The sequence below is a fragment of the Denitratimonas organivorans genome, from assembly GCF_037478135.1.
In the GTDB taxonomy this organism is placed as follows: Bacteria; Pseudomonadota; Gammaproteobacteria; order Xanthomonadales; family Xanthomonadaceae; genus Denitratimonas.
This window is the reverse complement of sequence record NZ_JBBHDV010000004.1, coordinates 60,308-86,607: the sequence shown is the minus strand read 5'-3', so window position 1 is coordinate 86,607 and position 26,300 is coordinate 60,308. Positions and strand designations below refer to the sequence as shown.

Here is a 26,300-nt window from a genome sequence, read left to right as displayed (position 1 = left end):
TCATTGCCCGCCCCCGGGCTGAACCTGGATATTTCCGCTTCATACCGCGACCGCCTTTCGTCTGGGCCTTCTGCTGAAGGCGCAGAAACGCGGAAAACCGGCTCATAGATCACGCAGGGAACAAGCGATGGGACGCCCGCGACGCGCATCCGCGCATCGCGGGCGCCGGTGCTTCAGTCTGTGTTGGCGGCAGATTCGCGTGGCGGAGCGTTCTTCACATAGCGGTTGAACCAGTCCAGCATTTCGGCCACGAAATGCTCATTGGATTCGCGCGCGGCGAACCAGTGCGGCTCATGCGGCAGCATCACCAGACGCGCAGTGCCGCCATGTCCGCGCACCGCCTGGAACAGCCGTGGTGACTGGGTCGGCTCGGTGCCGGGATTGGCATCATCGCTGCCATGCACGATCAGAATCGGCTCGTTGATCTTGTCGGCGTGGAAGAAGGCCGAACTCTGGTCGTAGGCCTGGGGCGCCTTCCAGAAGGAACGGCGCTCGTTCTGGAAGCCGAACGGCGTCAGCGTCTTGTTGTAGCCACCGGCACTGGCCACTCCAGCGCGGAACAGGTCGGTATGGGCCAGCAGATTGGCGGCCATCAGCGCGCCGTGGCTGTGGCCGGTGACACCGATGCGCTCCGGATCGACCACGCCGGTTTCCACCGCCTTGGCGACCGCCGCGTCGGCGTTGGCCACCAGCTGTTCCAGATAGGTGTCATAGGCGTTCTGCGGATCACCGACAATCGGGAACGCCGCGTTGTCGATGATCGCGTAGCCGGCCAGCAGCAGCAGGCGGTAGTTCGACAGGCGGGTGAAGGTCTGTTCGGACCCGCGCACCTGCCCGGCCTGTGACGGATCGGCGTAATCCATCGGGTAGGCGTACAGAATCGCCGGCACGCGCGTGCCTTCCTGGTAACCGGGCGGGGTGTAGAGCGTGAACGACAGCGCCACACCGTCCTCACGGGTGTACGTGACCAGACGCTTTTCGATCTGCCGCACCAGCGGCGTCGGATCCGGGAACTGCGTCACCGCGATGGCCTGCGAGGCGAACGCGGCCTCACCTTCAGCCACATCGGCCAGCGCTTCGCCGATCTGCCGTACGAAGGCGTTCGGCGGGCTGCTGGGCGATTCGTGCCAGGTCAGCAGGCGCGAGGGTTCACCCGCGAACCCGAACACGCGCTCGTAGGCATCCGCAGCGCTGCGGAACAGGCGTTGGGTCTGACCACTGGCCAGCTCGTAGCGGTCGAGAAATGGGCGATCGCCGGCCGGCGAGGCGCCGGCGCCGCTGAGGAACAGCGCGCCGTCGTGTTCACGCAGTACCGCCGCGCCGTTGGGCAATCGGCGCATCATCGGATTGCCCGGGTGCGCGTAGCGTTCGTCCAGCGACAGATCCCACAACACGCGCGCCGGCGCTTCCGGATTTTCCACGTCGACCAGCGAGACGGTGTACCAGCGCCGGTTCGCATCGAACTGCGCCAACAGCGCCTGCGAGCCCTGCTCGAACCACGACAACCCGGCATAGCGCTGCGCGGTGCGCGCGATCTCCTGCGGCTGGCCCTCGAACGGTGCGCGCCACATCAGCACGCGATCACGCTGCGGCACATCGTTCTTCCAGTCGCCGCCGTCCAGCGCTTCGGCGAACAGCAGCGTGGCCGGCTCGTTCGCACGCCAGCTGTGGCCACGCGGCCCGGTCGGCACACCGCGCACCGGCACGCTCTCGGCCTTCGGCAGCGAAGCGATCAGCTGCGACTTGCCACTGTACAGATCCAGCACCGCGACATCGCGTGCGAAACGGCCCCAGGTGGTGACATAGGAATACGGACGCTTCAGCGTTTCCACCAGCACATGGCGGCCATCCGGTGCGGCATCGACATCGCCGATCACCGCTGCTTCGCCGATGCGGGTGAGCTTGCCATCGGCCACATCGACCCGCACCAGCCGGGCGCGGGCGTAGTAGTCGAACAGATCCTCGTCCTCCGGGCTGCCGAGCGTGTCGCGTGCCTCGTAGGTGCTGCTCTCGCCGCCGCCTTCGGTTGCGTCCTTGATGTCCGGGCCCGGCGGCACCGCCGACTTGACCGGCGCCGGACCGCGTTCGGCCGGCACTTCCTTGACCAGCAAGGCCTGCTGCGCACCAAGCCATTGCAGTTCGCTGCCCAGGATCGTATTCAGATGCACGCCGTCGATGCGCCAGGCCTTGCCGCTGGCGGCCTCGCCCAGCCACAACTCGACGCTGCTGTCGGTGGTGTTGCTGAAGGCGAAATGACGGCCATCCGGCGACCAGCTGGCCATGCCCGGACAGGCGCCTTCGGGCAGCTTCACCGGGGTTTCGCGGCGGCTGGCCACGTCCACAAGACTGAAGCCTTCCAGGCAGGCGCGGATGCCGTAGCCGCTGGACATGTCATGGCGGGTGTGGGCGCGTGGTTCGATCCGCACCCCGGCCAGCGCCAGATACGGCTCGGCGACGCGCTCGATCGACGGGTATTGGCCCTGCTGCACCAGCAGCAGCGTGGTGCCGGTCGGATCCAGTTGCGGCTGCGGCAGCAGTGGCGCACGCATCACACCCAGCAGCGGCTCGGGCGGCTGCTGGTACTGGGCCTGGGCATGACCGGCAGCGAACAGCAGCACGCTGGCGGCAAGTACGCGGCAAACGGGCATCCGGATTCTCCTTGGCGGTGGCGGAAGCGCCAGCCTAGTGCATCCGGATGCCGCCGCAATGGGCCGCAAGGCATGGCACCCCGGCGCAGGAAACGCCGGCGCGAACCTCAGTCAGACTTCAGGAGTATTGGTCAACAACTTGACAACACTGGAAAAATCCAGCCAGCCGTTACCCACCTTGCTGTTCATCGAATACAGATTGCGGGCCAGCTCGCCCAGCGGCACCGCGCTGCCGATACCGATATCGCCGCCATATCGGTGACAGCGCACCGGTACAGATCAGGCACCCTTCGGGAACAGCACGACGCCGGGCAAGCCTTCGAAGTGGGCATCGCAGGTCAACAGCTCCGCTTCCTGATGCCTTGCTGTGGCATAGACGATGGCGTCGGCGGTTGCCAGTTTGTGTGCACGGTGCAGATCGGCGGCCAGCAGCGCGATGCCAGTGGCCAGCGGCACCACCACGCATTTCTGGGTGTAGGCGATCATCTGGTCGGCCTGCTCTTCGCCGACTTCACGCACCAGCCATTTGGACAGCTCCAGTTGCACGATGGTCGGCACCACACATTGCGGCTTGTCCGGAAATTGCGGACCGAGCTGCTGCCCGAGCGCGCTGCCGATGAGCCATTCGATCCAGGCCGAGGTATCGACCACGCGCAATGCAGCCGTCATCAATAGCGGTCCTCGCGGTCGCGGTAGCCTTCCTTGCGTGCTCCCTTGGCAATGCCGGCCAAGTCGTCCAGTTCGGGCACCGGCATTACCAGCACACCCTTGCCCTTGGGTATGAACACGAACTCCTGCCCGGCCTGCCAGTGCTGCTCGTCGCGCACGGCCTTGGGGATGGAAATCTGGAACTTGCTGGACAAGGTGGCGGTGACGCTCATTTCTTACCTCGCGGACATCGACCTGCGTTCGGTAAGAATACACATCTCCCGGCGCCGAGGCATCAGCCGATCCCCAAGCTGTGCCGAAAGCCGACCTTCCCAGCCACACCACTTCGTGCATGGCGGCCGCGCACTGCCATTCCGATGGCAGCCCGGTCATCGGGCTGCACGGCATCAGACTGAAGCCGTCCTCACACCGCTTCGACATCGGCCAGCATTTTGACGACGCTGGAAAAATCCAGTCCGCCATTGCCCGCCTTGCTGTTCATCGAATACAGATTGCGGGCCAGTTCGCCCAGCGGCACCGCGCTGCCGACGGCAACGGCCGCTTCGGCTGCCAGGCCCAGATCCTTGAGCATCAGGTCGTTGCCGAAACCGCCGGTATAGCCGCGCGAAGCCGGCGCATTCTCCAGCACACCCGGCCACGGATTGCAGACCTCGGTGGCCCAGCTGCGGCTGGTACTGACCGCCATCATCTGGGAGAGCGTGCTGGGATCCAGACCGTGCGCCACACCCAGTGCAATCGCCTCACCGGTGGCTGCCATGATCACGCCCAGCGCCATGTTGTTGCACAGCTTGGCGACCTGGCCGGCGCCGGCATCACCCATGTGGAAAATGTTCTTGCCCATCGCCGAGAGCACCGGGCGGGCACGTTCCAGCACCTGTGCGTCACCGCCGACAATGAAGGTCAGCGTTGCGGCAGCGGCACCTGCCGTGCCACCGGAAACCGGGGCATCCAGCATCTCCAGTCCGCGTGCTGCAGCGGCCTGCGCCACCTTGCGCGCCGAGGCCGGTGCGATCGTGCTGCAGTCGATCACCAGCGCCCCGGCCGGGATCTGTGTCATCAACCCGGCATCGCCCAGATACAGCGATTCGACATGGCGGCTGGCCGGCAGCATCGAGATCACGACCTGCGCCTCGCGCACCGCTTCAATGGCGCTGGCGGCAACACCGACACCGGCGGCGCGCGCGGTTTCCAGTGCGGCGGCGGAAAGATCGAAGGCCTGGACCTGGAAGCCGGCCTTGACCAAATTCGCGGCCATCGGACCGCCCATGTTGCCCAGACCGATAAATGCAATGCGCTGCATATGTGTATTCCCCGTGGCTAGGTTTCAGGTGGGATGAGTCAGTGTGTATCAACCAGATCGGCGAGCGGATGCGTGCCGCCCGGCCAGTCCGGTTCACGCAGGAAGGTGGCGGCCCATTCGCCATCGGCCCGGGCCAGTTCGGCCGGGTTCCAGCGCGGTGTGCGGTCCTTGTCGATCAGCAGTGCGCGGATGCCCTCGGCGAAATCGCCGTGCGCGGCGCAATGCAGTGCCACGACGTATTCCATCCGGAACACCTCGGCCAGCGACATGCCCTCGGCGCGGCGTTGCAGCTCGAAACCGAGCCGCAGCGAACCCGGCGCACCCGCCGCCATCGTGGCCTGCGCCGTCGCCAGCCAGGGTTCGTCGGCCGACGGCATGGCACTGATCGCGGCCACGATGTCTTCCAGCACCTCGCCTTCGCAGGCGGCGGCGATGGCCGCTGCGTGGCGTTGCAGCGGGCCGGGTTCCGGCGTGAGTGCGAAGCTCGCCAGCACCGCATCCAGCTGCGCGCCGGCTTCCTTCGACGAGGCCGACCATTCGGTGCGTTCCAGCGCTTCCAGCACATCGGCGCGGCTGGCTTCGGGCAGCTGCACATCGGCTAGACCAGCATGGATCGCATCGGCCGGCGACAGCATCGCGCCGGTCAGTGCGAGGAAGCGCCCGGCGCCGTCCGGTACCCGGTTCAGCAGCCAGCTGCCGCCGACATCGGGAAACAGGCCGACGGTGATTTCTGGAAATGCGAGTTTGGAACGCTCGCTGACCACCCGGTGGCTGGCGCCGGACATCAGCCCGATGCCACCGCCCATGACGATGCCATGCCCCCAGCACAGCACGGGCCTGGGGAAGGTGTGGATGCGATGGTCGAGGCGGTATTCGACCTCGAAGAACTCGCCGGCATAGGCGTTGGCGCGGATGTCCTGCTGCCCGGCTTCGCGGTATTCGAGCATGCTGCGGTAAAGCGAATGCAGATCGCCGCCGGCGCAGAAGGCTTTTTCCCCGGCGCCCTGCAGCAGCACCAGCGCGATGCCGACATCCTCGGCCCAGCGCTGCAACTGCGCATCCAGCAGATGCGCCATTTGCAGCGAAAAACCGTTCAAGGTGCGCGGCGCGTTCAGTGTGGCGATGCCGATACGGCGCCCGCCGGCAGCGCCGCGTTCTTCGAACAACACCGGCGCCGAATCGTCGTGGGTGGTCATGTCCTGATGCTCCTGCTGAAAACCACGGTGCGCATCAGCGCAGCTCGCGCGTGCTGCCCAGAAGATAACGCGACACGATCACCCGCATTACCTCGTTGGTGCCTTCCAGGATCTGGTGCACGCGCAGATCGCGCAACAGCTTTTCCAGCGGGAACTCGCGCGTGTAGCCGTAGCCGCCGTGCAGTTGCAGCGCATCGTTGACGATGGCGAAACCGGCATCGGTGGCAAAGCGCTTGGCCATCGCGCACCAGGCGCTGGCATCCTCGGCGCCGGCATCCAGCTTCATCGCGGCGGTATGCACCATCTGGCGCGCGGCCACCTGCTGGGTGGCCATGTCAGCCAGGCGGAACTGCAGCGCCTGGAAGTGCCCGATCGGCTTGCCGAACTGTTCGCGTTCGCCCAGATAGCTGCGCGCCTGGTCCAGCGCCGCCTGCGCGCCGCCGAGCGAACAGGCCGCGATATTGATGCGGCCGCCATCCAGCCCCTTCATCGCGAAGGTGAAACCCTGGCCTTCCTCGCCGAGGCGATAATGTTCCGGCACGCGCACCTTGTCGAAGGTGATGCCGCAGGTCGGCTGGCTGTGCCAACCCATCTTTTCTTCCTGCCGGCCGTAGCTGATGCCCGGCGCATCGGCCGGCACCGCGAACGCGCTGATGCCCTTGGGACCATCACCGCCGGTGCGCGCCATCACGATCAGCAGATCGCTGGAGCCGCCGCCGGAAATAAAGGCCTTGCTGCCGCTGATCAGGTAATCGCTGCCATCACGCACCGCGCGGGTCTTCAGCGAGGCCGCATCGGACCCGGCACCCGGCTCGGTGAGGCAATACGAGCCCAGCTTGCTGCCCGCGGTCAGCGCCTGACCCCAATCGTCCTTGAGCGCCTGGCTGCCCCAGGTACCCAGCATCCAGGTCGCCATGTTATGGATGGTGAAATAGGCCGCCGTCGAGGGACAGGCCACCGCCAGTTCTTCGAACACGATGGCCGAGGCCAGGCGCGACACGCCCAGCCCGCCGATGTCCTCGGGCGCGTACAGGCCGCAGAAACCCAGTTCGCCGCCAGCCGCGATCACGTCCTTGGGGAAATGGTGTTCAGCATCCCACTGCGCCGCGAACGGCGCCATGCGCGCCTGCGCGAACTCGCGGGCGGCTTCGCGGAAGGCCAACAGTTCCTCGTTCAATTGCAGGTCCATGCCGTCCTCACTTCAGTGAAATCGTGGTGTTGACGCCGTGGCTGGCGGTTTCATCGTCGAACCAGCGCGCGGTGACCGTCTTGGTCTGGGTGTAGAACAGCACCACCTGCTTGCCGTACGGGCCCAGGTCACCGAGCTTGGAAGCACGCGAGCCGGTGAAGGAAAACAGCGGTACCGGCACCGGAATCGGCAGATTGATGCCCACCTGGCCGACGTCGATTTCCTCCTGGAAGTGGCGCGCCGCGGCACCGGACTGGGTGAAGATCGCCGTGCCGTTACCGTTCGGGTTGGCGTTGACGATCGCAATGGCCTCGTCGAGGGATTCCGCCTCGAGGATCACCAGCACCGGGCCGAAGATTTCCTCGTCGTAGATGCGCATGCCCGGCTTCACGCCGGAGAAGATCGTCGGACCGACGAAGTTGCCCTGCTCGAAGCCGGGCACCTGCGGATTGCGGCCATCCAGTTCCAGCGTCGCACCCTGCTCCACACCCGAGGCGATCAGTGCCTCGATGCGCTCGCGCGCAGCGCAGGAAATCACCGGGCCGATATCGGTGCCCGGCTCGGTGCCGGCGTTGACCTTGAGCGTCTTCGCCTTGGCTACCAGGTCCGGAATCCAGCTGCGCGCCTCGCCCACCAACACTGCTGTGGACGCGGCCATGCAGCGCTGGCCGGCGGCACCGAACGCGGCTCCGGCCATGGCGTTGAGGGTCTGTTCCTTGTTCGCATCCGGCAGCACGATGGCGTGGTTCTTCGCGCCCATCATGCACTGCACGCGCTTGCCGGCGAGGCTGGCGCGGTTGTAGACGTGCGTGCCCACCTTGGTCGAACCGACGAAGGACACCGCCTTGATGTCGGCGTGGTCGCAGATCGCGTTGACCACGTCCGGGCCACCGTGCACCACGTTCAGCACGCCCTTCGGAATGCCGGCTTCCAGCGCCAGTTCCACCAGCCGCATCGTCACCAGCGGATCCTGCTCGGACGGCTTCAGCACGAAGGTGTTGCCGGTGGCGATCGCCATCGGGAACATCCACAGCGGGATCATCGCCGGGAAGTTGAACGGGGTGATGCCGGCGCAGACACCGAGCGGTTGCAGCAAGGTGTAGGTATCGACGCCGGTGGCCACGTTGTTGGCCAGCTCGCCCAGTTGAAGATTGCCGATGGCGGCGGCGTGCTCGACCACTTCCAGCCCGCGGAATACATCACCCTCGGCATCCGGCAGGGTCTTGCCCTGTTCGCTCGTCAGAATCGCGGCCAGCTCGGTCATGTTCTCGCGGATCAGCTGCTGGTACTTCAGGAAGATGCGGGCGCGGGTGCCGATCGGCGTCTTGCGCCAGGTCTTGAAGGCTTCCTTCGCGGAGGCAACGGCGGCATCGACTTCGGCAGCGGTGGCGAACGGCACCCGCGCCAGCACCTGCTGCGTGGCCGGATTCACGACATCGCGCCACTGCGTGGTGCTGGATTGGACAAAGGCGCCGTCGATCAGCAACGGCACGCTGGGGACGGAGGCGGGTGTGGCTGGCGCAGACATGGCAGATCTCCCGGGATCGCGGATTCGGAAAAGCCTTTCACAATATTGGCAAGCCGCCGATTGTGGAAGAGCCGGAGTGCCCGAATCCGGCTGCGGGCGTCATGTCGCAGGGCGGATCCGGTGCCCGGCCCGGCCTCAGGCCAGGCGCCGCTCCATACCGCGATCACCGTCACCCCGCCGGTGGTGCACGCGGGAAACGGGGGGTGCCATTTCCGCGTGGACCTTGACCGGCGCCGGCATTCCGGACGAGGACATTCCGCCTGCGGCGGCGGATTTCCCGCTCCGGAGCGGCTCACGCAAGGCGAATCCGGGCTCGGGAGGGGGCCGGCAGAAAAGGAAAAGGCGGCCATCGGGCCGCCTTCTCCATTGCAATGATGAGGCTGCGGATCAACCCAGTAGATGGGCCACGCCGCTGCGTTCTTCTTCCAGTTCGGCCAGGGTCTTGTCGATGGCCTGCTGGCTGAAGGCATCGATCGGCAGATCCTTCACGATGCGGTAACCGCCGTTTTCCGTGATGACCGGGAAGCCGAAGATCACGCCTTCCGGGATGCCGTAACTCCCATCGGAGGGCACGCCCATCGTCACCCATTCGCCATCGCTGCCCAGCACCCAGTCGCGGATGTGGTCGATGGCGGCGTTCGCGGCCGAGGCGGCCGAGGACAGGCCGCGGGCTTCGATGATCGCCGCGCCGCGCTTGCCGACCTTCGGGATGAACTCGTTGGCGTTCCAGTCGGCGTCGTTGATCTTGTCCTTCAACGAGGCGCCTTCGGCGGTGGCGAAGCGGTAATCCGGGTACATCGTCGGGCTGTGGTTGCCCCAGACCACGAGCTTGCGGATTTCGCCCACCGGCACGCCGGCCTTGGTGGAAAGCTGGCTCAGCGCGCGGTTGTGGTCCAGGCGCAGCATCGCGGTGAAGTTGTTCGGGTTCAGATCCGGGGCCGACTTCATCGCGATGTAGGCATTGGTATTGGCCGGGTTACCGACCACCAGCACCTTGACCTCTCGGCTGGCGACCTTGTTCAGCGCCCTGCCCTGCACGGTGAAGATCTCGGCGTTCTTCAGCAGCAGGTCCTTGCGCTCCATGCCCGGGCCGCGCGGCATCGCGCCGACCAGCAGGGCGATGTCGGCGTCCTTGAAGGCCACTTCCGGATCATCGGTACCAACCACACCGGCCAGCAGCGGGAAGGCGCAGTCTTCCAGTTCCATGATCACGCCCTTGAGCGCGGCCTGAGCCTTTTCCATCGGAAGTTCAAGCAGTTGCAGGATGACTGGCTGGTCCTTGCCGAGCATTTCGCCGGAAGCGATACGGAACAGCAGCGAATAGCCGATCTGGCCGGCAGCACCGGTAACAGCGACGCGAACGGGAGTTTTCATGGGGAGTTCTCCGTGGGAAGGGACGGCGTGCATGTGGGACACACCGCAGGTTTTGCCAGGTCCGACTGCGGCGTTCGCCGCGATGGGTGGGAAGCCGCCGCTGCCGGACCTGACCGGACAGCGGCGGCCGGATGAAACGGTCTAATCCAGTTCGGCGAAGAACGCCTGGATGCGGCTCAGCCCTTCGGCCAGGGCATCATCCGGGCAGGCGTAGGAAATGCGTAGCGCGCGCGGCTCACCGAACGCCGAACCGGGCACGCAGGCCACGGCCTTGGCATCCAGCAGCGCGTTGCACAGATCCACGTCGTTGCCGATCACCAGCCCGCTGGGGCCATGACGGCGACCGAAGGCGACGCTGATATCGGGGAAGGCGTAGAACGCGCCTTCCGGGCGCGGGCAACGCAAGCCCGGAATCTGCGCCAGCGCGGCCAGCACCACGTCGCGCTTGGCCGCGAACAGTTCGCACTGGCGCTGCGGTACATCCTGCGGGCCGGTCAGCGCCGCCGTGGCGGCGGCAGTGACCACTTCCGGCAGATTGGTGATGTGATTCGAGTTCAGCGTCACCAGCGCCTGCGCCACGTTTTCCGGCGCAGCGGCAAAACCCATGCGCCAGCCGGGCATGCCGTAGGTCTTGGAAAGCGAATCCACGACGATGGTGCGCTCGCGCAGCGCCGGCTCGAAGTGCAGCACGTTGTGATAGCCGACGTCGTCGAAAATCATCCGGTTGTAGATGTCGTCCAGCACGATCCAGGTATCCGGATGGCGCGCCAGCACCGCCGCCAGCGCCGCGATCTCATCGCGGTGGTAGACCATGCCGGTGGGGTTGGACGGATTGTTGAACAGGAACACCTTGGGCTTGTGCGCCAGCGCCGCGTCCAGCTGCGCCGGGGTTAGCTTGTAGTCCTGTTCCGGCGGGCAAGGCAGCGCCAGCTCCCGCGCCCCGACAATCGCCGCGATATCGGCGTAGGTGGTCCAGTACGGGGTCGGGAAGGCGATTGCATCACCCGGATCCAGCAGCGCTTCGGCCAGGTTGTACAGCACCTGCTTCGCGCCGATGCCGACGCACAGATTGCGGCGGCTGTAGCCGCTCAGGCCATTGCGTTCCAGATGCAGCAGGCAGGCATCCAGCAGCGCATCGTTGCCGCGGTTGGAACCGTAGTTGCCCGAATCCCTGTCCAGCGCGGCGCGCGCCGCCTCGTAGACATGCTCGCCGGGCAGGAAATTGGGCACGCCGATGGAGAAGCTGATCACGTCGCGGCCCTGCGCCTTCAGCGCGCGCGCCTTCTCGGCCACCGCCATGATCGCACTGGGTCGCGCCGCGCCCATGCGCTGTGCAAGTTGGGGCATTGATGGAATTCCTGTCGAAAATTCGCCGCAATCGGCCGGCCATTCTATCGCGGTTGCCGATCGCGCACCCACTGGACCTTGGTTTCAGGTGACAGGTTACGGGCACCTGTGCCGCCCCATCGCGCGGCCTTCCCAAAACCAGGAAAAACCCCGCCACATCAACGAAAAAGGGGATGACCGCGGCCATCCCCTTGCTGTTTCCGCGTCGGGAAACGTCTGGATCAGGCGCGATCCAGCGCCGCGTTCCACTGCGCCACGCGCTCTTTCTGGGCTTCCAGCAGCGCGCTGGCGTCACCGACGATGCGGATGGTTTCGATGCTGTCACCGCCCTGCACCGCGTCCACCACCTTCTGGTCATCGGCCGAGACGATCTTGCCGAACACGGTGTGCTTGCCATCCAGCCACGGGCAGGCCACGTGGGTGACGAAGAACTGGCTGCCATTGGTGCCGGGGCCGGCGTTGGCCATCGACAGCACGCCGGGCTCGTGGCTCAGCGATGGCGTGGTTTCGTCCTCGAAACGGTAGCCCGGGCCGCCGTTGCCGACGCCGTTCGGGCAGCCGCCCTGGATCATGAAATCCGGGATCACGCGATGGAAGCTCAGGCCATCGTAGAAGCCGCGCTGGGCCAGGTTGACGAAGTTGGCGACCGTCACCGGGGTCTGTTCCGGGGTCAGGGTCAGGTGGATCGTGCCGCGGGAGGTCACGATTTCAGCGCGCAGGTTGGACATGGGAGTTTCCTGAGGAATGGGCCGCGCATGGTAACCCGCAGCGGCGCCCGGGGCGATCAGACGCGGCGGCGCAGCTGTTCCAGCCCGGCCTCCAGCAGCGGCCGCAGCACGGTGTCCTGCAAGCGCGCGGCGCGTTCCGGCAGGTATTGCACGGCGGATTCCTCCATATAAGTGCACTGCGCCAGCTCCAGCTGCACCGCATCGATGCCTTCGGCCGGTGCGCCGTAGTGGCGGGTGATGTAGCCGCCCTTGAAACGGCCGTTGCAGACGTGGCTGTACTGGCTCTGCCCCGCCAGCACCTGCTCCAGTCGCGCCTGCAAGTCTGGCGAGCAGCTGCGGCCTTCGGCGGTGCCAAGGCTCAGATCCGGCAGCCGTCCTTCAAACAGGAACGGCAATTCGCTGCGGATCGAATGGCCTTCCCACAGCAGCACCCGCCCGAAGCGCGAACGCAGCCGCTCCAGTTCGGCACGCAGCGCATCGTGGTAGGGCTGCCACCAGGTGACCACGCGCTCGCGGATGTCCTGCGGCGAAGGCTCCTCGCCGGGCAGATAAACCGCTTCGCCGGAAAACTGCACCTGCGGGCACAGGCCAGTGGTGTTCTGGCCCGGATACAGCGAGACATCGTCCGGCGGCCGGTTCAGGTCCACCACGTAGCGCGAATGGGTCGGTCGCAGCACCGAGGCGCCCAGCTCACGCGCGAAGCCGTACAGACGCGAGACGAACCAATCGGTATCCGGCGCCTGCTGCGCCCTGGCGGTCATCCGCGCACGCAGATCGGCGGGAATCAGGCTGCCATCGTGCGGCAGGCTGACCAGCAGCGGCGCATCGCCGCGTTCCAGCTCGAACACCGCTGGCGTGGAGGATTCGGAGGACATGCGGACACCTGCTGAAGAGGGACAGCCGCACATCCGATGACGGGCGGCGACCTGCCCAGATTAGCGCCGGCGTGTCGTGCAGGCCATCAACTCAGGCGCCCAGCCGCGCCACATGCGCCTGCACTCCGAAATCCGGGACCCGCAGGCAGCGCCACTTGCCCCGCGCGGCAGCCGAAGAAGCCATGGATTCAGCGGCAACGCCCTACGATGATGCCTTCTGCTTTTCGGGCACCCGCAGCAACTCCTCGGCCATGCCCGGATGGATCGCGATGGTGGATTCGAAATCCTGCCGTGTCGCGCCCAGACGCATCGCCAGTGCAAAGCCCTGCAATGCTTCATCGAAGCCCTCGCCCATCGCGTGCAATCCGACCACGCGCTGTTCCGGTCCTGCGCACACCAGTTTGACGAACGCCTGCTGCGTCACCCCGGCCAGTGCGCGGCCCATCGGGCGGAAGCGTTTTTCGAACACCTGCACCGCATCGCCATGACATTCGCGCGCCTGCTTTTCGCTCATCCCGACACTGGCCAGCGGCGGCAGCGAGAACACCACGGTCGGCACATATCGCCGATCCACCGGCGCGACATCGGTATCACCGAACAGGCGTTCGGCCAGCACCCGCCCGGCCATCACCGCCATCGGCGTCAGCGCCGGATCGGTGCCGACATCGCCGACCGCGAACACGCCGGGAATGTTCGTGGCGTTGTGCGCATTGATGCGGATGTGGCCGCTGTCCTCGCACTCCACACCGACGCTCTCCAGCCCGATGCCGTCACTGTTGGGCCGTCGCCCGGTGGCCCACAGCACGCAATCGGCGGCGATGTGCTCTTCATCATCGAGCATCACCTGCAGCGCCTGGCCATCACGCCGCAGCCCAGCGACATGGCAGTCGTTCCGCACCTGGATGCCGCGTTGGGAAAGATCGGTGTCCAATGCGGCAACCAGATCGCGGTCGAAGCGTTCCAGCATCCGGCCGCGTACCAGCAACTGAACCTGGCTGCCCAACGCCTGCAGGATGCCGGCCAGTTCCACCCCGATATAGCCGCCCCCGATGATCGCCACGCGTTGCGGCGCGGCGCGCAGATCGAAGAAGCCACCCGAGTCGATGCCCAGCTCCGCGCCTTCCAACTGCGGCCGCGAGGCGCGCGCGCCGGTGGCGATCAGCACATGACGTGCCTTCAGCCGTTGCCCACCGGCCTGCACCAGCCCAGCATCCAGCAGTTCGCCACGGGCGCGGATGTGGGTGATGTCCAGTGCATCCAGCTGCCGGCGGTAGGAAGCGCGCACATTGTCGATATATGCCTGCCGGCGCGCGACCAGTTGCCGCCAGTCCTGCGGCGACGACAGCGAAAACCCGAACGCCTGCGCCAGCGGCTGCTGCCAGGCCAGTCCGGCCGCCATCCACATCGCCTTTTTCGGCACGCAGCCCAGATTGACGCAGGTGCCGCCCAGTTCCGCCGGTTCCAGTAGCGCCACGCGGGCACCGTGCCGGGCGGCGGCGATGCCGGCCGCCAGCCCGCCGGAACCGCCACCAAGCACCACCAGATCGAACGTGTCGGCCATGGCCGCCTTCCTTTTCCGTGCCGTGATGGCGACAGGCTAGCAGGCGATGGCGGCACCGAACGCCGGCGCTTTCCGGTTACAGCCGCTCGGCATCGTCCAGCACCTGCGGCATCGTGCCGGCGCTGATCGCAGGTTCGCGCTTGATCCCGGTGCGGTAGCGCCACCACAGCACGATCGCGATCAGGCACATCGCCAGCGACGCACCGGCCATGCCGAGCCGGTACGGCGCCAGCAGCGGCGCCACGATGCCAGCCAGCACCGCGTTGAAGCTCAGCCCGGTGAAGGCCTGCATTGAGGCCGCAGTGCCGCGCTGACGCGGGTACATGTCCAGCATCGCGATGGTCAGCAGCGGGAACACCAGGCCGATGCCGCAGGCATTGATCGCCATCGGCAGCACCGCCCATGGCACCTGCGGCGTATCGACCGAGAGGTTGTAGGCCAGGTTCAGCACCGCCGCCAGCAAGGACAGCGAAAAACCCAGCTTCGCGGTACGCGACTGGCTCATGCGTCCGGCCAGGCGCCCGGACAGGAACGAGCCGGTCATCAACCCGGCCACCATCGGCACGAACAGCCAGCCGAACTGCTGCTGGTTCAAACCCAGATAATCCAGCACCAGCACCGGCGCCGATGCGATATAGAGGAACAGCACGCCGAAATTGAAGCAGGCTGACAAGGCCAGCTGCAGGAAGCGCCGATTGCGCAGCACCGCCCAGCTGCCGCGCGCCAGCGAACCGGGCCGCAGCGGCGTGCGTGCCTGCGGCGGGTGGGTTTCCGGCAGCCAAATCAGGCAGGCGCCCAGTACCAGCAGGGTGAACATCGCGATTGCCCAGAAGATCGCATTCCAGTCCGACCAGCCCAGGATCCAGCCACCGACAATCGGTGCGATCGCCGGCGCCACCGAGAAGATCATCGTCGCCTGCGCCATCAGCTTCTGCGCCTCATCACCGTCCAGGCAATCGCGGATCAGCGCACGCCCGACGATCAGCCCAGCGCCGGCCGAAATACCCTGCAAAGCACGGAACACCAGCAGCCAGAACAGGCTGTTCGACAACGCCGCCCCGATCGACGCCAGGCCGAACAGCAACACCCCGACCAGGATCACCGGCCGCCGCCCCAACGCATCGGACAGCGGCCCGTGGAAGATGCTCATCAGCGCATAGGCGGCCAGATAGATGCTGACCGACTGCTGCACCGCCGCGTGCGAGGCGCCGAACTCGGCCTGCAATTCGGGGAATGCGGGAAAGATCGCGTCGATCGCGAACGGGCCGAACATCGAAAGCCCGGCCAGCAGCAGGGCCAGGCGCCACAGGAAGGCACGGGAATGGGATGGCATCAAAAACCTCCTTGTCCGGACGGCAGGCTGGGGTTCAACGCGCGAACACGCGGCGGCCGGCGACCCAGGTTTCTTCCACCTGCACCTGCCACAGCTCTTCGCTCGGGATACTGAAGATGTCGCGGTCCAGCAAGATGAAGTCCGCCCATTTGCCCGGCTCCAGCGTGCCGAGGCGGTCTTCCTGATGGGCCGCGAACGCGGCATCCAGCGTGAACGCACGCAGCGCCTGCTCCAGTGACAGGCGCTGCGCCGGATACCAGCCACCTGGCGGCCGCCCGCGATGGTCCTGGCGGGTGACGGCCGCATGCAGGCCATGGAAAGGATCGGGCGCTTCCACCGGAAAATCCGAACCGGCCGCCACCACCGTGCCCTGCGCCAGAAAATCCTGCCAGGCATAGGCGCCGAGGATACGTTCGGCCCCGAGCCGGTCCTGCGCCATGTTCATGTCCGAAGTCGCATGCACCGGCTGCATCGAGGCGATCAGCTGCAACGGCGCAAAGCGCGCCATGTCCTCACGCCCGACCACCTGCGCATGTTCCACCCGGTTGCGCAGCCCGCGCCCGCCGTGTTCGCGATAGGCCAGCGAGAACGCATCCAGCACCTGCCGGTTGCCGCCATCACCGATGGCATGCACATTCACTTGGAAGCCACGCGCCAGCGCCTTGCCGATCATCCCGGCCAGCGTGCGCGTGTCCTGGAACAGCAGGCCGTGGTTGTGCGGATCATCCGAATACGGCGCCAGCAACGCCGCGCCCCGGCTGCCCAGCGCGCCATCGGAAAACAGTTTCACGCTGCGTACCGTCAGCATGTCCTCGCCATGCGCCAGCAGCGGGCCGTCGGTTGCGATCACGTCGAAATCCTCGCCCACGCCATCGACCATCGCGTAGATGCGCGTTATCAGTCGCCCTTCGTCGGCACGCTGGCGGTACAGCGCAAAGGTGTCGGCATTGATGCCGGCATCGTGCACCGAGGTGATGCCCAGCCGCGCCAGTGTTGCCAATGCCGCATCCAGCGCAGCTTCACGCTCGGCCGCATCCGGTGCCGGCAGGTGCCGCGTGACCAGCGCCATCGCCGCATCGATCAGGATGCCGCTGGGCTCACCCTGCGCATCGCGTTCAATGCGCCCGCCGACCGGGTCCGGCGTATCGCGGTCGATGCCGGCGGCACGCAGCGCAGCCGAATTGGCCCAGCCGGCATGGCCATCAACGCGCACCAGCCAGACCGGGCGCTCTGATTCGATCTGATCCAGTTCCACCGCCGTGGGAAAACGCGCCAGCCCCCAGCGCACCTGGTTCCAGCCGCGCCCTAGCAACCAGCCACCCGGCGACTGCCGCGCATGCTCACGCACCGCATCCAGCGCCTGCTGCAAGGAATCCGTGGCGGAAAGATCGACCCGTCGCTCGCCAACACCCAGCCCCATCACATGGCCATGTGCATCGGTCAGGCCCGGCAACAGGGTGCGGCCACCGCCTTCATGCACACGCGCATCCGGCGCACGCGCCTGCAACTGCTGCTGCGTGCCGGTCGCCAGCACGCGCCCGCCTTCGATCAGCAAAGCCTCGAAACGCTGCAAGGCACCCTGCCCGTCCAGCGTGTAGCCGGCCACATCCACCACCAGCAACGGCTGCGCCTGCAATCCGGCGCACGGCAACACCCACACCAGCAGGCAACACAGGCGCAACAGCATCTTCGCGATATCCTTGGCAAAACAACGCGACACGATACCGCGTCCCAGCCCAACCCACGCCCAGCAGCCACAGCGCTGCCGCTTGCATCGAATCGAAAACCGCGCTCTGCATCGCCCGGCCGCCAACATGAAACCAAAGATCCTGATCACCGACCGTTTCGCGCCCGATGCTCTGCAGCGACTGCAAGGCGATGGCCGTTTCGACATCGTCCAGGGCGGTGATCCTTTCCAGCCACCGGCACAGCATCTGGCTGATGCCCACGCGCTGCTGATCCGCAGCCGTACCCGTATCGATGCCGCGCTGCTGGCACGCGCGCCGCAGCTGCGCGTCATCGTCACCTGCACCAGCGGCTTCGACCACATCGATCTTGCCGCCACCGCGCAGCGCGGCATCAGCGTGATGTTCACGCCGGGCGCCAACGCCGCATCGGCCGCGCAGCTCACGTGGGCGCTGATCCTGTCCTGCGCCAACGCGATCCCGCGTGCGGACGCGGGTCTGCGCGAAGGCGGCTGGTCGCGCGAATCGCTGGTCGGCATCGAGCTGGCCGGGCGCTGCATCGGCATCGTCGGGCTGGGCCGCATCGGCAGCCGCGTGGCGCGGATCGCGCAAGCCTTCGGCATGCAGGTGCTGGCCTGCGACCCATTCATCGACGCCGCCGTTTTCCATCAGCACGACGCCGAAGCAGTGGAACTGGATGAGCTGCTGCAACGCAGCCACGTCATCAGCTTCCATGTCCCGAGAACCGCGCAGACCCGCGCCATGCTCGACCGCGCCCGCTTCGCCCAACTGCGCCCGGACGCGATCCTGGTCAACACCTCGCGCGGCGGCGTCTTCGACGAAGCCGATCTGTGCCACGCGCTGCAACACGGCCAGCTGCACGCCGCCGGCCTGGACGTGTTCAGCCACGAACCGCTGCCGCCCGATTCCCCGCTGCGGCGCCAGCCCGGTGTCGTGCTGAGCCCGCACATCGGCGCCTACACCGAAGCCGCCTTCAGCAAGGCCTCCAACGAAGCTGCGGACAAACTGCTGGCCTTCTTCAATACCGGTGAAATCCGTGATCGATTACCACCAGAAGCGGCTTGGTATCCCGGCTGAACGTGCAGTACGCCTGACAAGCCGGCACCGGTCTTTCCGGCCCACGCTTTGGCAACAGCGACGTTGGTGGACATCTTCAAGGACGGCTTCGAACCCTGATGCCGTGCCCGGCACTCACGTGCGAATTCCCACGTGCGCGTGAGTGCCATTCGGGCAGAACCCATCCCTGTTCCTGCACATCCTCGGCCATGGCAGGATCAACAGCCGGTCGGCCCCGCCATCCCACCGGCGCAATAGAAACAGTCGCGCAAGGCGGCCTCCCGCCGCACAGCCTGCATGCACAGTGGCGTTCGCAGGCTTGCCACGATACGGCCCGGAAGCGCCGCCACCCTTGTCGCCATCCACGCCCGTGATGAAATTTCCGGGCTAGAATGGCCGACTGCCTTGCCCCAGTTTCCCGGCCTTGCCCATGTCCGATCCCACCCTTCCCGATTTCCACGGTTTCGAGCGCATCCCGCTGCACGAGTACGCCGAGCGTGCATACCTGGATTACTCGATGTACGTGGTGCTGGACCGCGCCCTGCCCTTCATCGGTGACGGGCTCAAGCCGGTGCAGCGGCGCATCGTGTATGCGATGAGCGAGCTGGGGCTGAACGCGTCTGCCAAGCCGAAGAAATCGGCGCGCACCGTCGGCGATGTGATCGGCAAGTTCCACCCGCATGGCGACAGCGCCTGCTACGAGGCGATGGTGCTGATGGCACAGCCGTTCTCGTACCGCTATCCGCTGATCGACGGCCAGGGCAACTTCGGTTCGGCCGATGATCCCAAGTCGTTTGCGGCGATGCGCTACACCGAATCGCGCCTGACCCCGATCGCCGAGGTGCTGCTGGGCGAACTGGGCCAGGGCACGGTCGAGTGGAATCCGAACTTCGACGGCACCCTGGAAGAACCGGCCTGGCTGCCGGCTCGGCTGCCGCATCTGCTGCTCAATGGCACCACCGGCATCGCGGTGGGCATGGCCACCGACGTGCCGCCGCACAACCTGACCGAAGTCGCGCACGCCTGCGTGCGGCTGCTCGATGATCCGGATGCCAGCGTCGCGGACCTGATGGAACACGTGCGCGGCCCGGACTACCCGACCGAAGCTGAAATCATCACCCCGGCCGCCGATCTGCTGAAGCTCTACCAGACCGGCCACGGCAGCATCCGCGCCCGCGCCGTCTACACCCGCGAACAGGCCAACATCATCATCACCGCGCTGCCCTACCAGGTCAGCCCGAACAAGATTCTCGAACAGATCGCCGCGCAGATGCGCGCCAAGAAACTGCCGTGGCTGGAAGACCTGCGCGACGAATCCGACCACGCCAACCCGATCCGGCTGGTGCTGGTACCGCGCTCCAACCGCATCGATGTCGAACAGCTGATGGGCCACCTGTTCGCCACCACCGATCTGGAAAAGAGCTTCCGCGCCAACTTCAATGTTGTCGGCCTGAACGGCAAACCGCGCGTGATGGACCTGCGTAGCCTGCTGTCCGAATGGCTGGGCTTCCGCACCGACACGGTGAAAAAGCGCCTCAACCATCGCCTGGCGCGGGTCGAACGCCGCCTGCACCTGCTCGACGGCCTGCTGATCGCCTTCCTCAACCTGGACGAAGTGATCCGCATCATCCGCACCGAGGACGATCCGAAGGCGGCTCTGATCGCTCGCTTCGCGCTGAGCGAGGAACAGGCCGACTACATCCTCGAAACCCGCCTCAAGCAACTGGCGCGGCTGGAGGAAATGAAGATCCGCGCCGAGCAGGACGAATTGGCCAAGGAACGCGAACAGCTGCTCGCGGTGCTGGGTTCGGCTGCGAAACTGCGCAAGCTGATCAAGGACGAACTGCTGGCCGATGCGAAGAAATTCGGTGACGCACGCCGCTCCCCGCTGATCGAACGCGATGCCGCACAGGCGCTGGCAGAAACCGAACTGGTGGCCAGCGAACCGGTGACCATCGTGCTGTCGGCCAAGGGCTGGGCACGCGCCGCAAAGGGCCACGATATCGACGCCTCGATGCTGTCCTACCGTGAAGGCGATGCGCTGCTGGCGGCGGTGCGCGGGCGCAGCAACCAGCAGGTCGCCTTCCTGGATTCCAGCGGCCGCGCCTATTCCGCACCGGCGCATACACTGCCCTCGGCACGCGGCAACGGCGAACCGCTGACCGGGCGCTTCTCGCCGGCGGCCGGCACCAGCTTCGTGGCGCTGGCCTGCGCCGAGGAAAGCCAGCGCTTCCTGCTGGCCTCCAGCTATGGCTACGGCTTCGTCACCCGCTTTGAGAACTTCATCGGGCGGCAGAAGGCTGGCAAGCAGCTGATCAATCCGGACAAGGGCGCCGGCCTGATGCCGCCGGTACCGGTACAGAACCCGGAAAGCGATCTGGTGGTCGCGATCACCACCGCCGGGCACCTGCTGGCCTTCCCGCTGAGCGAATTGCCGGAGCTGGAAAAGGGCAAGGGCAACAAGCTGATCCAGATCCCGCCGGCACGGCTCAAATCCGGCGATGAATCGCTGGCGCAACTGACCTGCGTGCGCGATGGCGGCGAACTCACCCTGTTCTGCGGCCAGCGCAAGCTGACCCTGAACTGGCGCGATCTCCAGGCCTACAGCGGCACCCGGGCACAACGCGGCAGCCTGCTTCCGCGCGGCTTCCAGCGCGTGGATTCGGTCGAAAGCAACTGATGCTCCCACCCGGCGCGGCGGCCTCCGCTCTGCGCCGGGCAGCAGATACCTGGCGCGACGCCCAGCGTCCATGCCTGTCGCAATACGTCACCTTCGACAAACGTGACGCAACCCGCAAAATCCAGAAATCCCCCGCGTTTGTCGGCTGGTTTAATCCGTTGGCTTCTGCCAATATGTGGCACACCGTCAGCTTGTGACGCGAATTGTCACCCGCCCACCAGGCTCCAGCCCGCGCGGGTATCAGAAGAAAGCCGAGCCCGAAATGAAATTCCTGATCCGTCTTCTTGTTCTTAGCCGCTACATCCTGCTGAACCGCCAGTCGCGCGAGATCAAGCGCAGCATCCAGAGCCTGCCGGTGACCGCCCAGCGCGCCGTCGGCCAGCTGGCGATGACCGAGATCGAAGCCGGTTCGCGCACCCCTGTGCCGCATCTGTACGGCAGCAGCAGCACCGACATCTACCAGCCTTGGGGCGACGGCGCGACGCTCGCGTTCAACCGCGCCAAATCGCGCGTGCCGCAGCTGAGGCTGCGCGGCACCGCGCTGTGGCTGGCGATCATCTACCACGAAACCCGCGAGTCGCCGCATGCCAGCATGCAGGCGCTGCACCGTGACGTTCTCGGCATGCTCGGTATGCTCAAGGGCACCTACAGTGGCGATGTACGGGTAACGGCCGACGCCACCGCCGCCTGAATCCAGCGACGCACACGCGCACCCTGACTGCTCCCCGAGGCCGGCGCCGATGCGTCGGCCTCGTGCGTTTTGCCCCGCTGGAAAGCCGAGCCGAAGACAGCGCATAGTGTGAATATTCTAGGCAAACGGCCTAGTGTTCCCGATCATCCCCCACCGCGCTCCGGAGCATCCCATGGCCAAGTTCAAGTCTTCCAAACCCAGCAGCAAGCCCGCCACCAAGAGCGGCAGCAAAGCCAAGGCGCCAACCCGCAGCGCACGCAAGAGTGCCGAACCCAAGCCGTCGGCATCGCCGCTGTCGGGTCTGGATCTTGGCGCCCGCACCATCATGGATTCGGCCCAGCAGATCTGGCAGACCAGCGTGAAGACGCTGGAGCGCGCACAGAAGGAAAGCACGCGCATGTTCGAAACCCTGGTCAAGGAAGGTGCCGGCGTGGAAAAGAAGACCCGCAACCTGGCCAGTGGCAAGGTCGATTCGGTCCGTGGCGCGGTCGAGAACCGCGTGGATCAGGTCAAGGAACGTGCCGTGGATTCCTGGGACAAGCTGGAAAAAGTGTTCGAAGCCCGCGTGCAGCGTGCCCTGGTCCGTCTCGGCGTACCCGGCCGCGAGGAACTCCAGGGCCTGATCGACCGCGTCGACGAACTCAATGCGCGCCTGCGCGATCTGCACCGTGATAGCGGCAGCGACACCAAGCCGGCCAAGGCAGCAAAAACGGCAAAACCTGCCGCTGCCAGCAAGACCGCAGCGAAGACCGCAGCGAAGACCGGCAGCAAAACCGCCAGCAAGAAGACCGCAACCAAGACCACTCCACGCAAGACAAGCGGTACCACTTCCACGGCACCGGCTGCCACCGCAGACACCAAGACCACGGCGAAGCCGGCCGCAAGCGTGAAGGCCAGCGCCGCGAGCAAGCCGGCCCGCGCGGCCGCGCCAGCGGCAAAGAAGGCTGCCGCGAAGAAGCCGGCGGTCAAAAAGACCAGCGCGAAGAAGAGCCCGGCGAAGAAGGCCGCAGCAACGCCCGTGCCCGCAGCTCCGGCCCCGGCACCCACCGCTTCGATGGGCGTTGCCCCGACCTCCGGCAACGCGGTTTCCGGCGACTGATCCGGGCACGCGAGGACTCCAGCCCAGGGCGCATCGCCTGCGCCCATTTCCGGCCTCCGCGGGCTGGCAGCCTCCAAACCGCCAGCTGGCAAGCGCTATCATGGCGCCTTTCCCGCGTACTGCCTGGCCACCATGGGATCCGCTTCTGTGCTCCAGTATTCGTTGATTCCTGCCCTTGTCGCACTGCTCGTGGTGTTCTTCGCCGTGGCTTGGGTGCTGCGTGCCTTCCGCACCGAGAAAGACGAAGCCAGGGCCGGCATCAAACTGCTGTGCGCAATGCGCTGGAACGAATTTTCGCAGCTGATCACCGAGGCGCTGAAGGACCGCGGCATGCAGCCCGCCAGCACCGACCGCGCCCCGGGACAGGACGGCTTTGATCTGCTTTTCACCCGTGGCAAGAGCCGTTATCTGGTGCAGTGCATGAACGGCGCCACCCAGCACGTCAGCGCCCAGGCGATCGGCAACCTGCACCATCTTGTGCAGATGCAGGGCGCGGATGGCGCCATCGTCGCGGCTTGCGGCAATGCCGATCCGGCCGCACTGAAGCTGGCGCGCGAACGCCGTATCGAACTGGTGGCCGGCACCGATCTGTGGGACCACGTGAAGCCCTGGGTCGCGCATGATCAGCGCGAGGATGCCGAAGACGCCGCCCGCGCGGTGCGCAACAAGCGCCTGCTGATCTCGGCCGTGGCGGCACTGCTGGCCGCGATCCTGGCCTATGCGGTGGCCAGCGCGTTCGCGCCAGCGCCAGCAGAGAAAGCCCGGCCCGCTGTACCCGCTGCCACGCGCAGCACGGCACCGGCTGCACTGCCAGCGGCAGAAAACAGCCTCACACCGGCCGCACCCGCCACCGCATTGAACGAAGAACAGCTGGTCTCACGCCGCGCTCTGGCGCTGCTGGAAGTGCGCGGCCTGACCCGCATCGAAAGCGCCAGCTGGTTGCCGCCATCCACGCTACTGATCAAGCCGCACGACGCGCTCGACGATGCTGAGCTGGCCGAGCTGGTCAAGGACATCTGCCTGGCGGTGCTGCAATACGAGGAACTGCGTTACCTGCGCCTGCAACTGGATGTGCCGACCGGCAATCCCGATCATCCGGTCCAGGTGCGCTGGCGCCAGTGCCGCTGATCCAGCGTTTCGCACGCAGACGCCCATCCTCCCGAAAACATCACGGGGCAGCCACCACCAGGTGACTGCCCCGTTTCCGTTATCCCGCTTGTCATGCCGGGCGCCAGCGTTTACGCCAGCGCCCGGCAAGCCCGCCTTTTACCAGTGCACCCCACGCATCACCGCCGCGAACGCGATCTGTTCGCTGGTGGCCTGCTCACCCTCGCGCGCGCCTTCGATGCCACGCGCCGCAGCCGAATCCGGGAACAGCTCGAACGCGGTATTCATCACCAGCTCGTAGGCCTTCGGCGCCACCGCGTTGACCACGCTGGCGAACACGCCCAGACGCGTGGCGATACGCGTGGGCCGCTCGATGATGGCCTGCACGATCAGATCGCCAGCTTCGTCCGGGCTCAGTGTCGGCACGCTGTCGTACATCTTGGTCGGCGCGATCATCGGGGTCTTCACCAACGGCATGTTGATCGTGGTGAAGGCGATGCCCTTGCCCGACAGCTCGCCCTGCGCGCAACGGCTGAAGGCGTCCAGTGCCGCCTTCGACGCCACATAGGCGGAAAAGCGCGGCGAATTGGCCAGCACCCCGATCGAACTGATGTTGATGATCTGCCCGCGACGACGCTCGGTCATCTTCGGCATGAAACCCATGATCAGCCGCAGCGAACCGAAATAGTTCAGCTGCATGGTGCGCTCGAAATCATGGAAACGGTCGTAGGACAACTCGATCGAACGGCGGATCGAACGCCCGGCATTGTTGACCAAGATATCGACGCCGCCATGTTCGGCCAGCACCTTTTCCACCAGCGCATCGCAAGACGCCATATCGGCCAGATCGCAGGTATAGGCATGGCAGGTGCCACCGGCGGCGATGATCTGATCGCGCGTGGCGAACAGCTCCTCCTCGCCGCGCGCCACGATCACCGTGACCGCGCCGGCGGCCGCGATCTTCTGTGCCGCCGCCTTGCCGATGCCCGACGAACCGCCGGTGATCAGCACCACCTTGCCCTTGACCTTGCCCTTCAGGCTGCGATCGATGAACAGCGCCGGGTCCAGGTGGCGCTCCCAGTAATCCCACAGGCGCCAGGCGTAATCCTCCAGCGGCGGCACCTTGATGCCGCTGCCCTTCAGCGCGCGCTCGGTCTCGCGGCTGTCGAAGCGGGTCGGATAGGTGACGAACTTGACCACCTCGCGCGGGATGCCCAGATCGCGCAGCAGCATCGAAACAAAGCGTTTGACCGGCGGCAGATTGCCGACCGCAGCCTTCAGCGGCGACGGCACGAACGCGAACATGCGTGCATCCAGCCGCATCGACATCTGCGGCGCATGGCCGGCACGCGCAAACAGATTCAGCACCTCGCCGATGCGGCGCGGGTCCGGATCGGTCAGGTGGAAACAGCCGCCGTTGAGGCCGGGCTTGTGCGCGATGTGGTCCATCGCATCGGCGACGAAATCCACCGGCACCAGATTGATCCGCCCGCCCTCGATGCCGATCACCGGCATCCACGGCGGCAGCAGCTCGCGCAGCTTCTTCAGTGCGCCGAAGAAATAGTAGGGCCCGTCGATCTTGTCGATCTCGCCGGTTTTCGAATGCCCCACCACCACACCGGGACGATAGATCCGCCAGGGCCGCCTGCACTCCTCGCGCAGCACCTTTTCGGCATCGTGCTTGGTGCGGAAATACGGATGGTCCAGATCCTCGGCCTCGTCGAACATGTCTTCGCGGAAGGTGCCCGGATACAGCCCGGCCACCGCGATCGAGCTGGCGTAGTGGAAGCAACCGGCGTTCACCACCTCGGCCAGCGCGATCGCGTTGCGCGTGCCTTCGACATTGGCCTGCATCTGGCTTTGCGCATCGGCGGCCAGATCGTAGATCGCGGCCAGGTGGAAGAAGTGCTTGATCTTGCCCTTCAGCTCGGCCGCCTTTTCCGCATTCAGGCCCAGCCGCGCCTTGGCCAGATCGCCGACCACCGGCACGATGCGCTTGCGGTCCCAGCCCATGCGTTCGATCAGCGCATCCAGCTTCTTCTGCGAACCGCGCCGCACCAGCACATGGATCGTGCCCTTGCGCTTGAGCAGGTTGGCAACCAGGTGGCGGCCGATGAAACCGGTGGCGCCGGTGACGAAATAGCTCATGTTCCCCTCCCTCGGTGATGTACGCGCGGACCGTCTTGGCGTGTCGTCGGCGCATGAACAGGCGT

The 26,300-nt window shown here is 66.1% G+C and carries 21 protein-coding genes and 1 pseudogene; 6 read left to right on the top strand and 16 right to left on the bottom strand.

From position 1 onward, the window contains the following. Positions 1-173 precede the first annotated feature (173 nt). The 15 genes and pseudogenes from WDB66_RS05780 to WDB66_RS05710 all read right to left on the bottom strand — a co-directional run bounded on the left by WDB66_RS05780 (position 174) and on the right by WDB66_RS05710 (position 17,435). Positions 174-2,648 carry a S9 family peptidase gene (locus WDB66_RS05780; protein ID WP_339397588.1) on the bottom strand — a complete coding sequence of 825 codons (2,475 nt, stop codon included), beginning with the start codon at positions 2,646-2,648 and terminating at the stop codon, positions 174-176. Positions 2,649-2,759: 111 nt separating this feature from the next. Beyond that, a pseudogene (locus WDB66_RS05775) lies at positions 2,760-2,882 on the bottom strand (3-hydroxyisobutyrate dehydrogenase); the annotation flags it as partial. A gap of 45 nt (positions 2,883-2,927) precedes the next feature. Then, the gene (locus WDB66_RS05770; RefSeq protein WP_339397587.1) at positions 2,928-3,317 is read right to left on the bottom strand and encodes a type II toxin-antitoxin system VapC family toxin; all 390 of its coding nucleotides are present in this window, start codon (positions 3,315-3,317) and stop codon (positions 2,928-2,930) included. Next, positions 3,317-3,529 (bottom strand): AbrB/MazE/SpoVT family DNA-binding domain-containing protein, encoded by a 213-nt coding sequence (locus tag WDB66_RS05765; protein ID WP_339397586.1) that lies wholly within the window; start codon positions 3,527-3,529, stop codon positions 3,317-3,319. Before WDB66_RS05765 ends, WDB66_RS05770 begins: the two co-directional genes overlap by 1 nt. A 191-nt stretch (positions 3,530-3,720) precedes the next feature. Continuing rightward, positions 3,721-4,617 carry a 3-hydroxyisobutyrate dehydrogenase gene (gene mmsB / locus WDB66_RS05760; protein ID WP_339397585.1) on the bottom strand — a complete coding sequence of 299 codons (897 nt, stop codon included), beginning with the start codon at positions 4,615-4,617 and terminating at the stop codon, positions 3,721-3,723. A gap of 38 nt (positions 4,618-4,655) precedes the next feature. Further along, entirely contained in the window at positions 4,656-5,813 is a 1,158-nt protein-coding gene (locus tag WDB66_RS05755; protein WP_339397584.1) for an enoyl-CoA hydratase/isomerase family protein, read from the bottom strand. 34 nt (positions 5,814-5,847) lie between these two features. Then, positions 5,848-7,002 carry an acyl-CoA dehydrogenase family protein gene (locus tag WDB66_RS05750; protein ID WP_339397583.1) on the bottom strand — a complete coding sequence of 385 codons (1,155 nt, stop codon included), beginning with the start codon at positions 7,000-7,002 and terminating at the stop codon, positions 5,848-5,850. Between the two features lie 7 nt (positions 7,003-7,009). Then, positions 7,010-8,530 (bottom strand): CoA-acylating methylmalonate-semialdehyde dehydrogenase, encoded by a 1,521-nt coding sequence (locus WDB66_RS05745; protein ID WP_339397582.1) that lies wholly within the window; start codon positions 8,528-8,530, stop codon positions 7,010-7,012. Between the two features lie 387 nt (positions 8,531-8,917). After that, positions 8,918-9,904 (bottom strand): malate dehydrogenase, encoded by a 987-nt coding sequence (locus WDB66_RS05740; protein WP_339397581.1) that lies wholly within the window; start codon positions 9,902-9,904, stop codon positions 8,918-8,920. 141 nt (positions 9,905-10,045) lie between these two features. After that, positions 10,046-11,251, bottom strand: a complete 1,206-nt coding sequence (locus WDB66_RS05735) for a pyridoxal phosphate-dependent aminotransferase (protein WP_339397580.1) — start codon at positions 11,249-11,251, stop codon at positions 10,046-10,048. Between the two features lie 221 nt (positions 11,252-11,472). Then, complete coding sequence (locus tag WDB66_RS05730; RefSeq protein ID WP_339397579.1) at positions 11,473-11,979, bottom strand: peptidylprolyl isomerase; 507 nt, start codon at positions 11,977-11,979, stop codon at positions 11,473-11,475. A 56-nt stretch (positions 11,980-12,035) separates the two neighbouring features. Beyond that, a complete protein-coding gene (gene hutG / locus WDB66_RS05725; protein ID WP_339397578.1) occupies positions 12,036-12,854 on the bottom strand; it encodes an N-formylglutamate deformylase in 819 nt (272 codons plus the stop codon). 202 nt (positions 12,855-13,056) lie between these two features. Next, entirely contained in the window at positions 13,057-14,415 is a 1,359-nt protein-coding gene (gene gorA / locus WDB66_RS05720) for a glutathione-disulfide reductase (RefSeq protein ID WP_339397577.1), read from the bottom strand. Between the two features lie 76 nt (positions 14,416-14,491). Further along, complete coding sequence (locus tag WDB66_RS05715) at positions 14,492-15,748, bottom strand: multidrug effflux MFS transporter (protein ID WP_339397576.1); 1,257 nt, start codon at positions 15,746-15,748, stop codon at positions 14,492-14,494. A gap of 34 nt (positions 15,749-15,782) precedes the next feature. Further along, on the bottom strand, positions 15,783-17,435 hold the full coding sequence (locus tag WDB66_RS05710) for an amidohydrolase (RefSeq protein ID WP_339397575.1): 1,653 nt from the start codon (positions 17,433-17,435) through the stop codon (positions 15,783-15,785). 127 nt (positions 17,436-17,562) lie between these two features. On the opposite strand from WDB66_RS05710, the gene WDB66_RS05705 reads away from it, so the two are divergent. The 6 genes from WDB66_RS05705 (at position 17,563) to WDB66_RS05680 (ending at position 24,108) form a co-directional block, all read left to right on the top strand. Beyond that, positions 17,563-18,531, top strand: coding sequence for an NAD(P)-dependent oxidoreductase (locus tag WDB66_RS05705; RefSeq protein WP_339397574.1), 969 nt, complete (start codon positions 17,563-17,565; stop codon positions 18,529-18,531). Between the two features lie 409 nt (positions 18,532-18,940). Continuing rightward, a complete protein-coding gene (gene parC / locus WDB66_RS05700; RefSeq protein ID WP_339397573.1) occupies positions 18,941-21,190 on the top strand; it encodes a DNA topoisomerase IV subunit A in 2,250 nt (749 codons plus the stop codon). Next, positions 21,190-21,387, top strand: a complete 198-nt coding sequence (locus WDB66_RS05695; protein WP_339397572.1) for a hypothetical protein — start codon at positions 21,190-21,192, stop codon at positions 21,385-21,387. The genes parC and WDB66_RS05695 overlap by 1 nt, the downstream gene beginning before the upstream one ends. A 65-nt stretch (positions 21,388-21,452) precedes the next feature. Then, positions 21,453-21,881: a hypothetical protein gene (locus tag WDB66_RS05690; protein WP_339397571.1), complete on the top strand. Its 429-nt coding sequence runs from the start codon at positions 21,453-21,455 to the stop codon at positions 21,879-21,881. 172 nt (positions 21,882-22,053) lie between these two features. Continuing rightward, positions 22,054-22,980: a phasin family protein gene (locus tag WDB66_RS05685; protein ID WP_339397570.1), complete on the top strand. Its 927-nt coding sequence runs from the start codon at positions 22,054-22,056 to the stop codon at positions 22,978-22,980. A 132-nt stretch (positions 22,981-23,112) separates the two neighbouring features. Continuing rightward, positions 23,113-24,108, top strand: coding sequence for a restriction endonuclease (locus WDB66_RS05680; protein WP_339397569.1), 996 nt, complete (start codon positions 23,113-23,115; stop codon positions 24,106-24,108). 138 nt (positions 24,109-24,246) lie between these two features. Here the strand turns inward: WDB66_RS05680 and WDB66_RS05675 are convergent, their stop codons facing one another. Beyond that, on the bottom strand, positions 24,247-26,235 hold the full coding sequence (locus tag WDB66_RS05675; protein ID WP_339397568.1) for an SDR family oxidoreductase: 1,989 nt from the start codon (positions 26,233-26,235) through the stop codon (positions 24,247-24,249). Between the last annotated feature and the right edge of the window lie 65 nt (positions 26,236-26,300).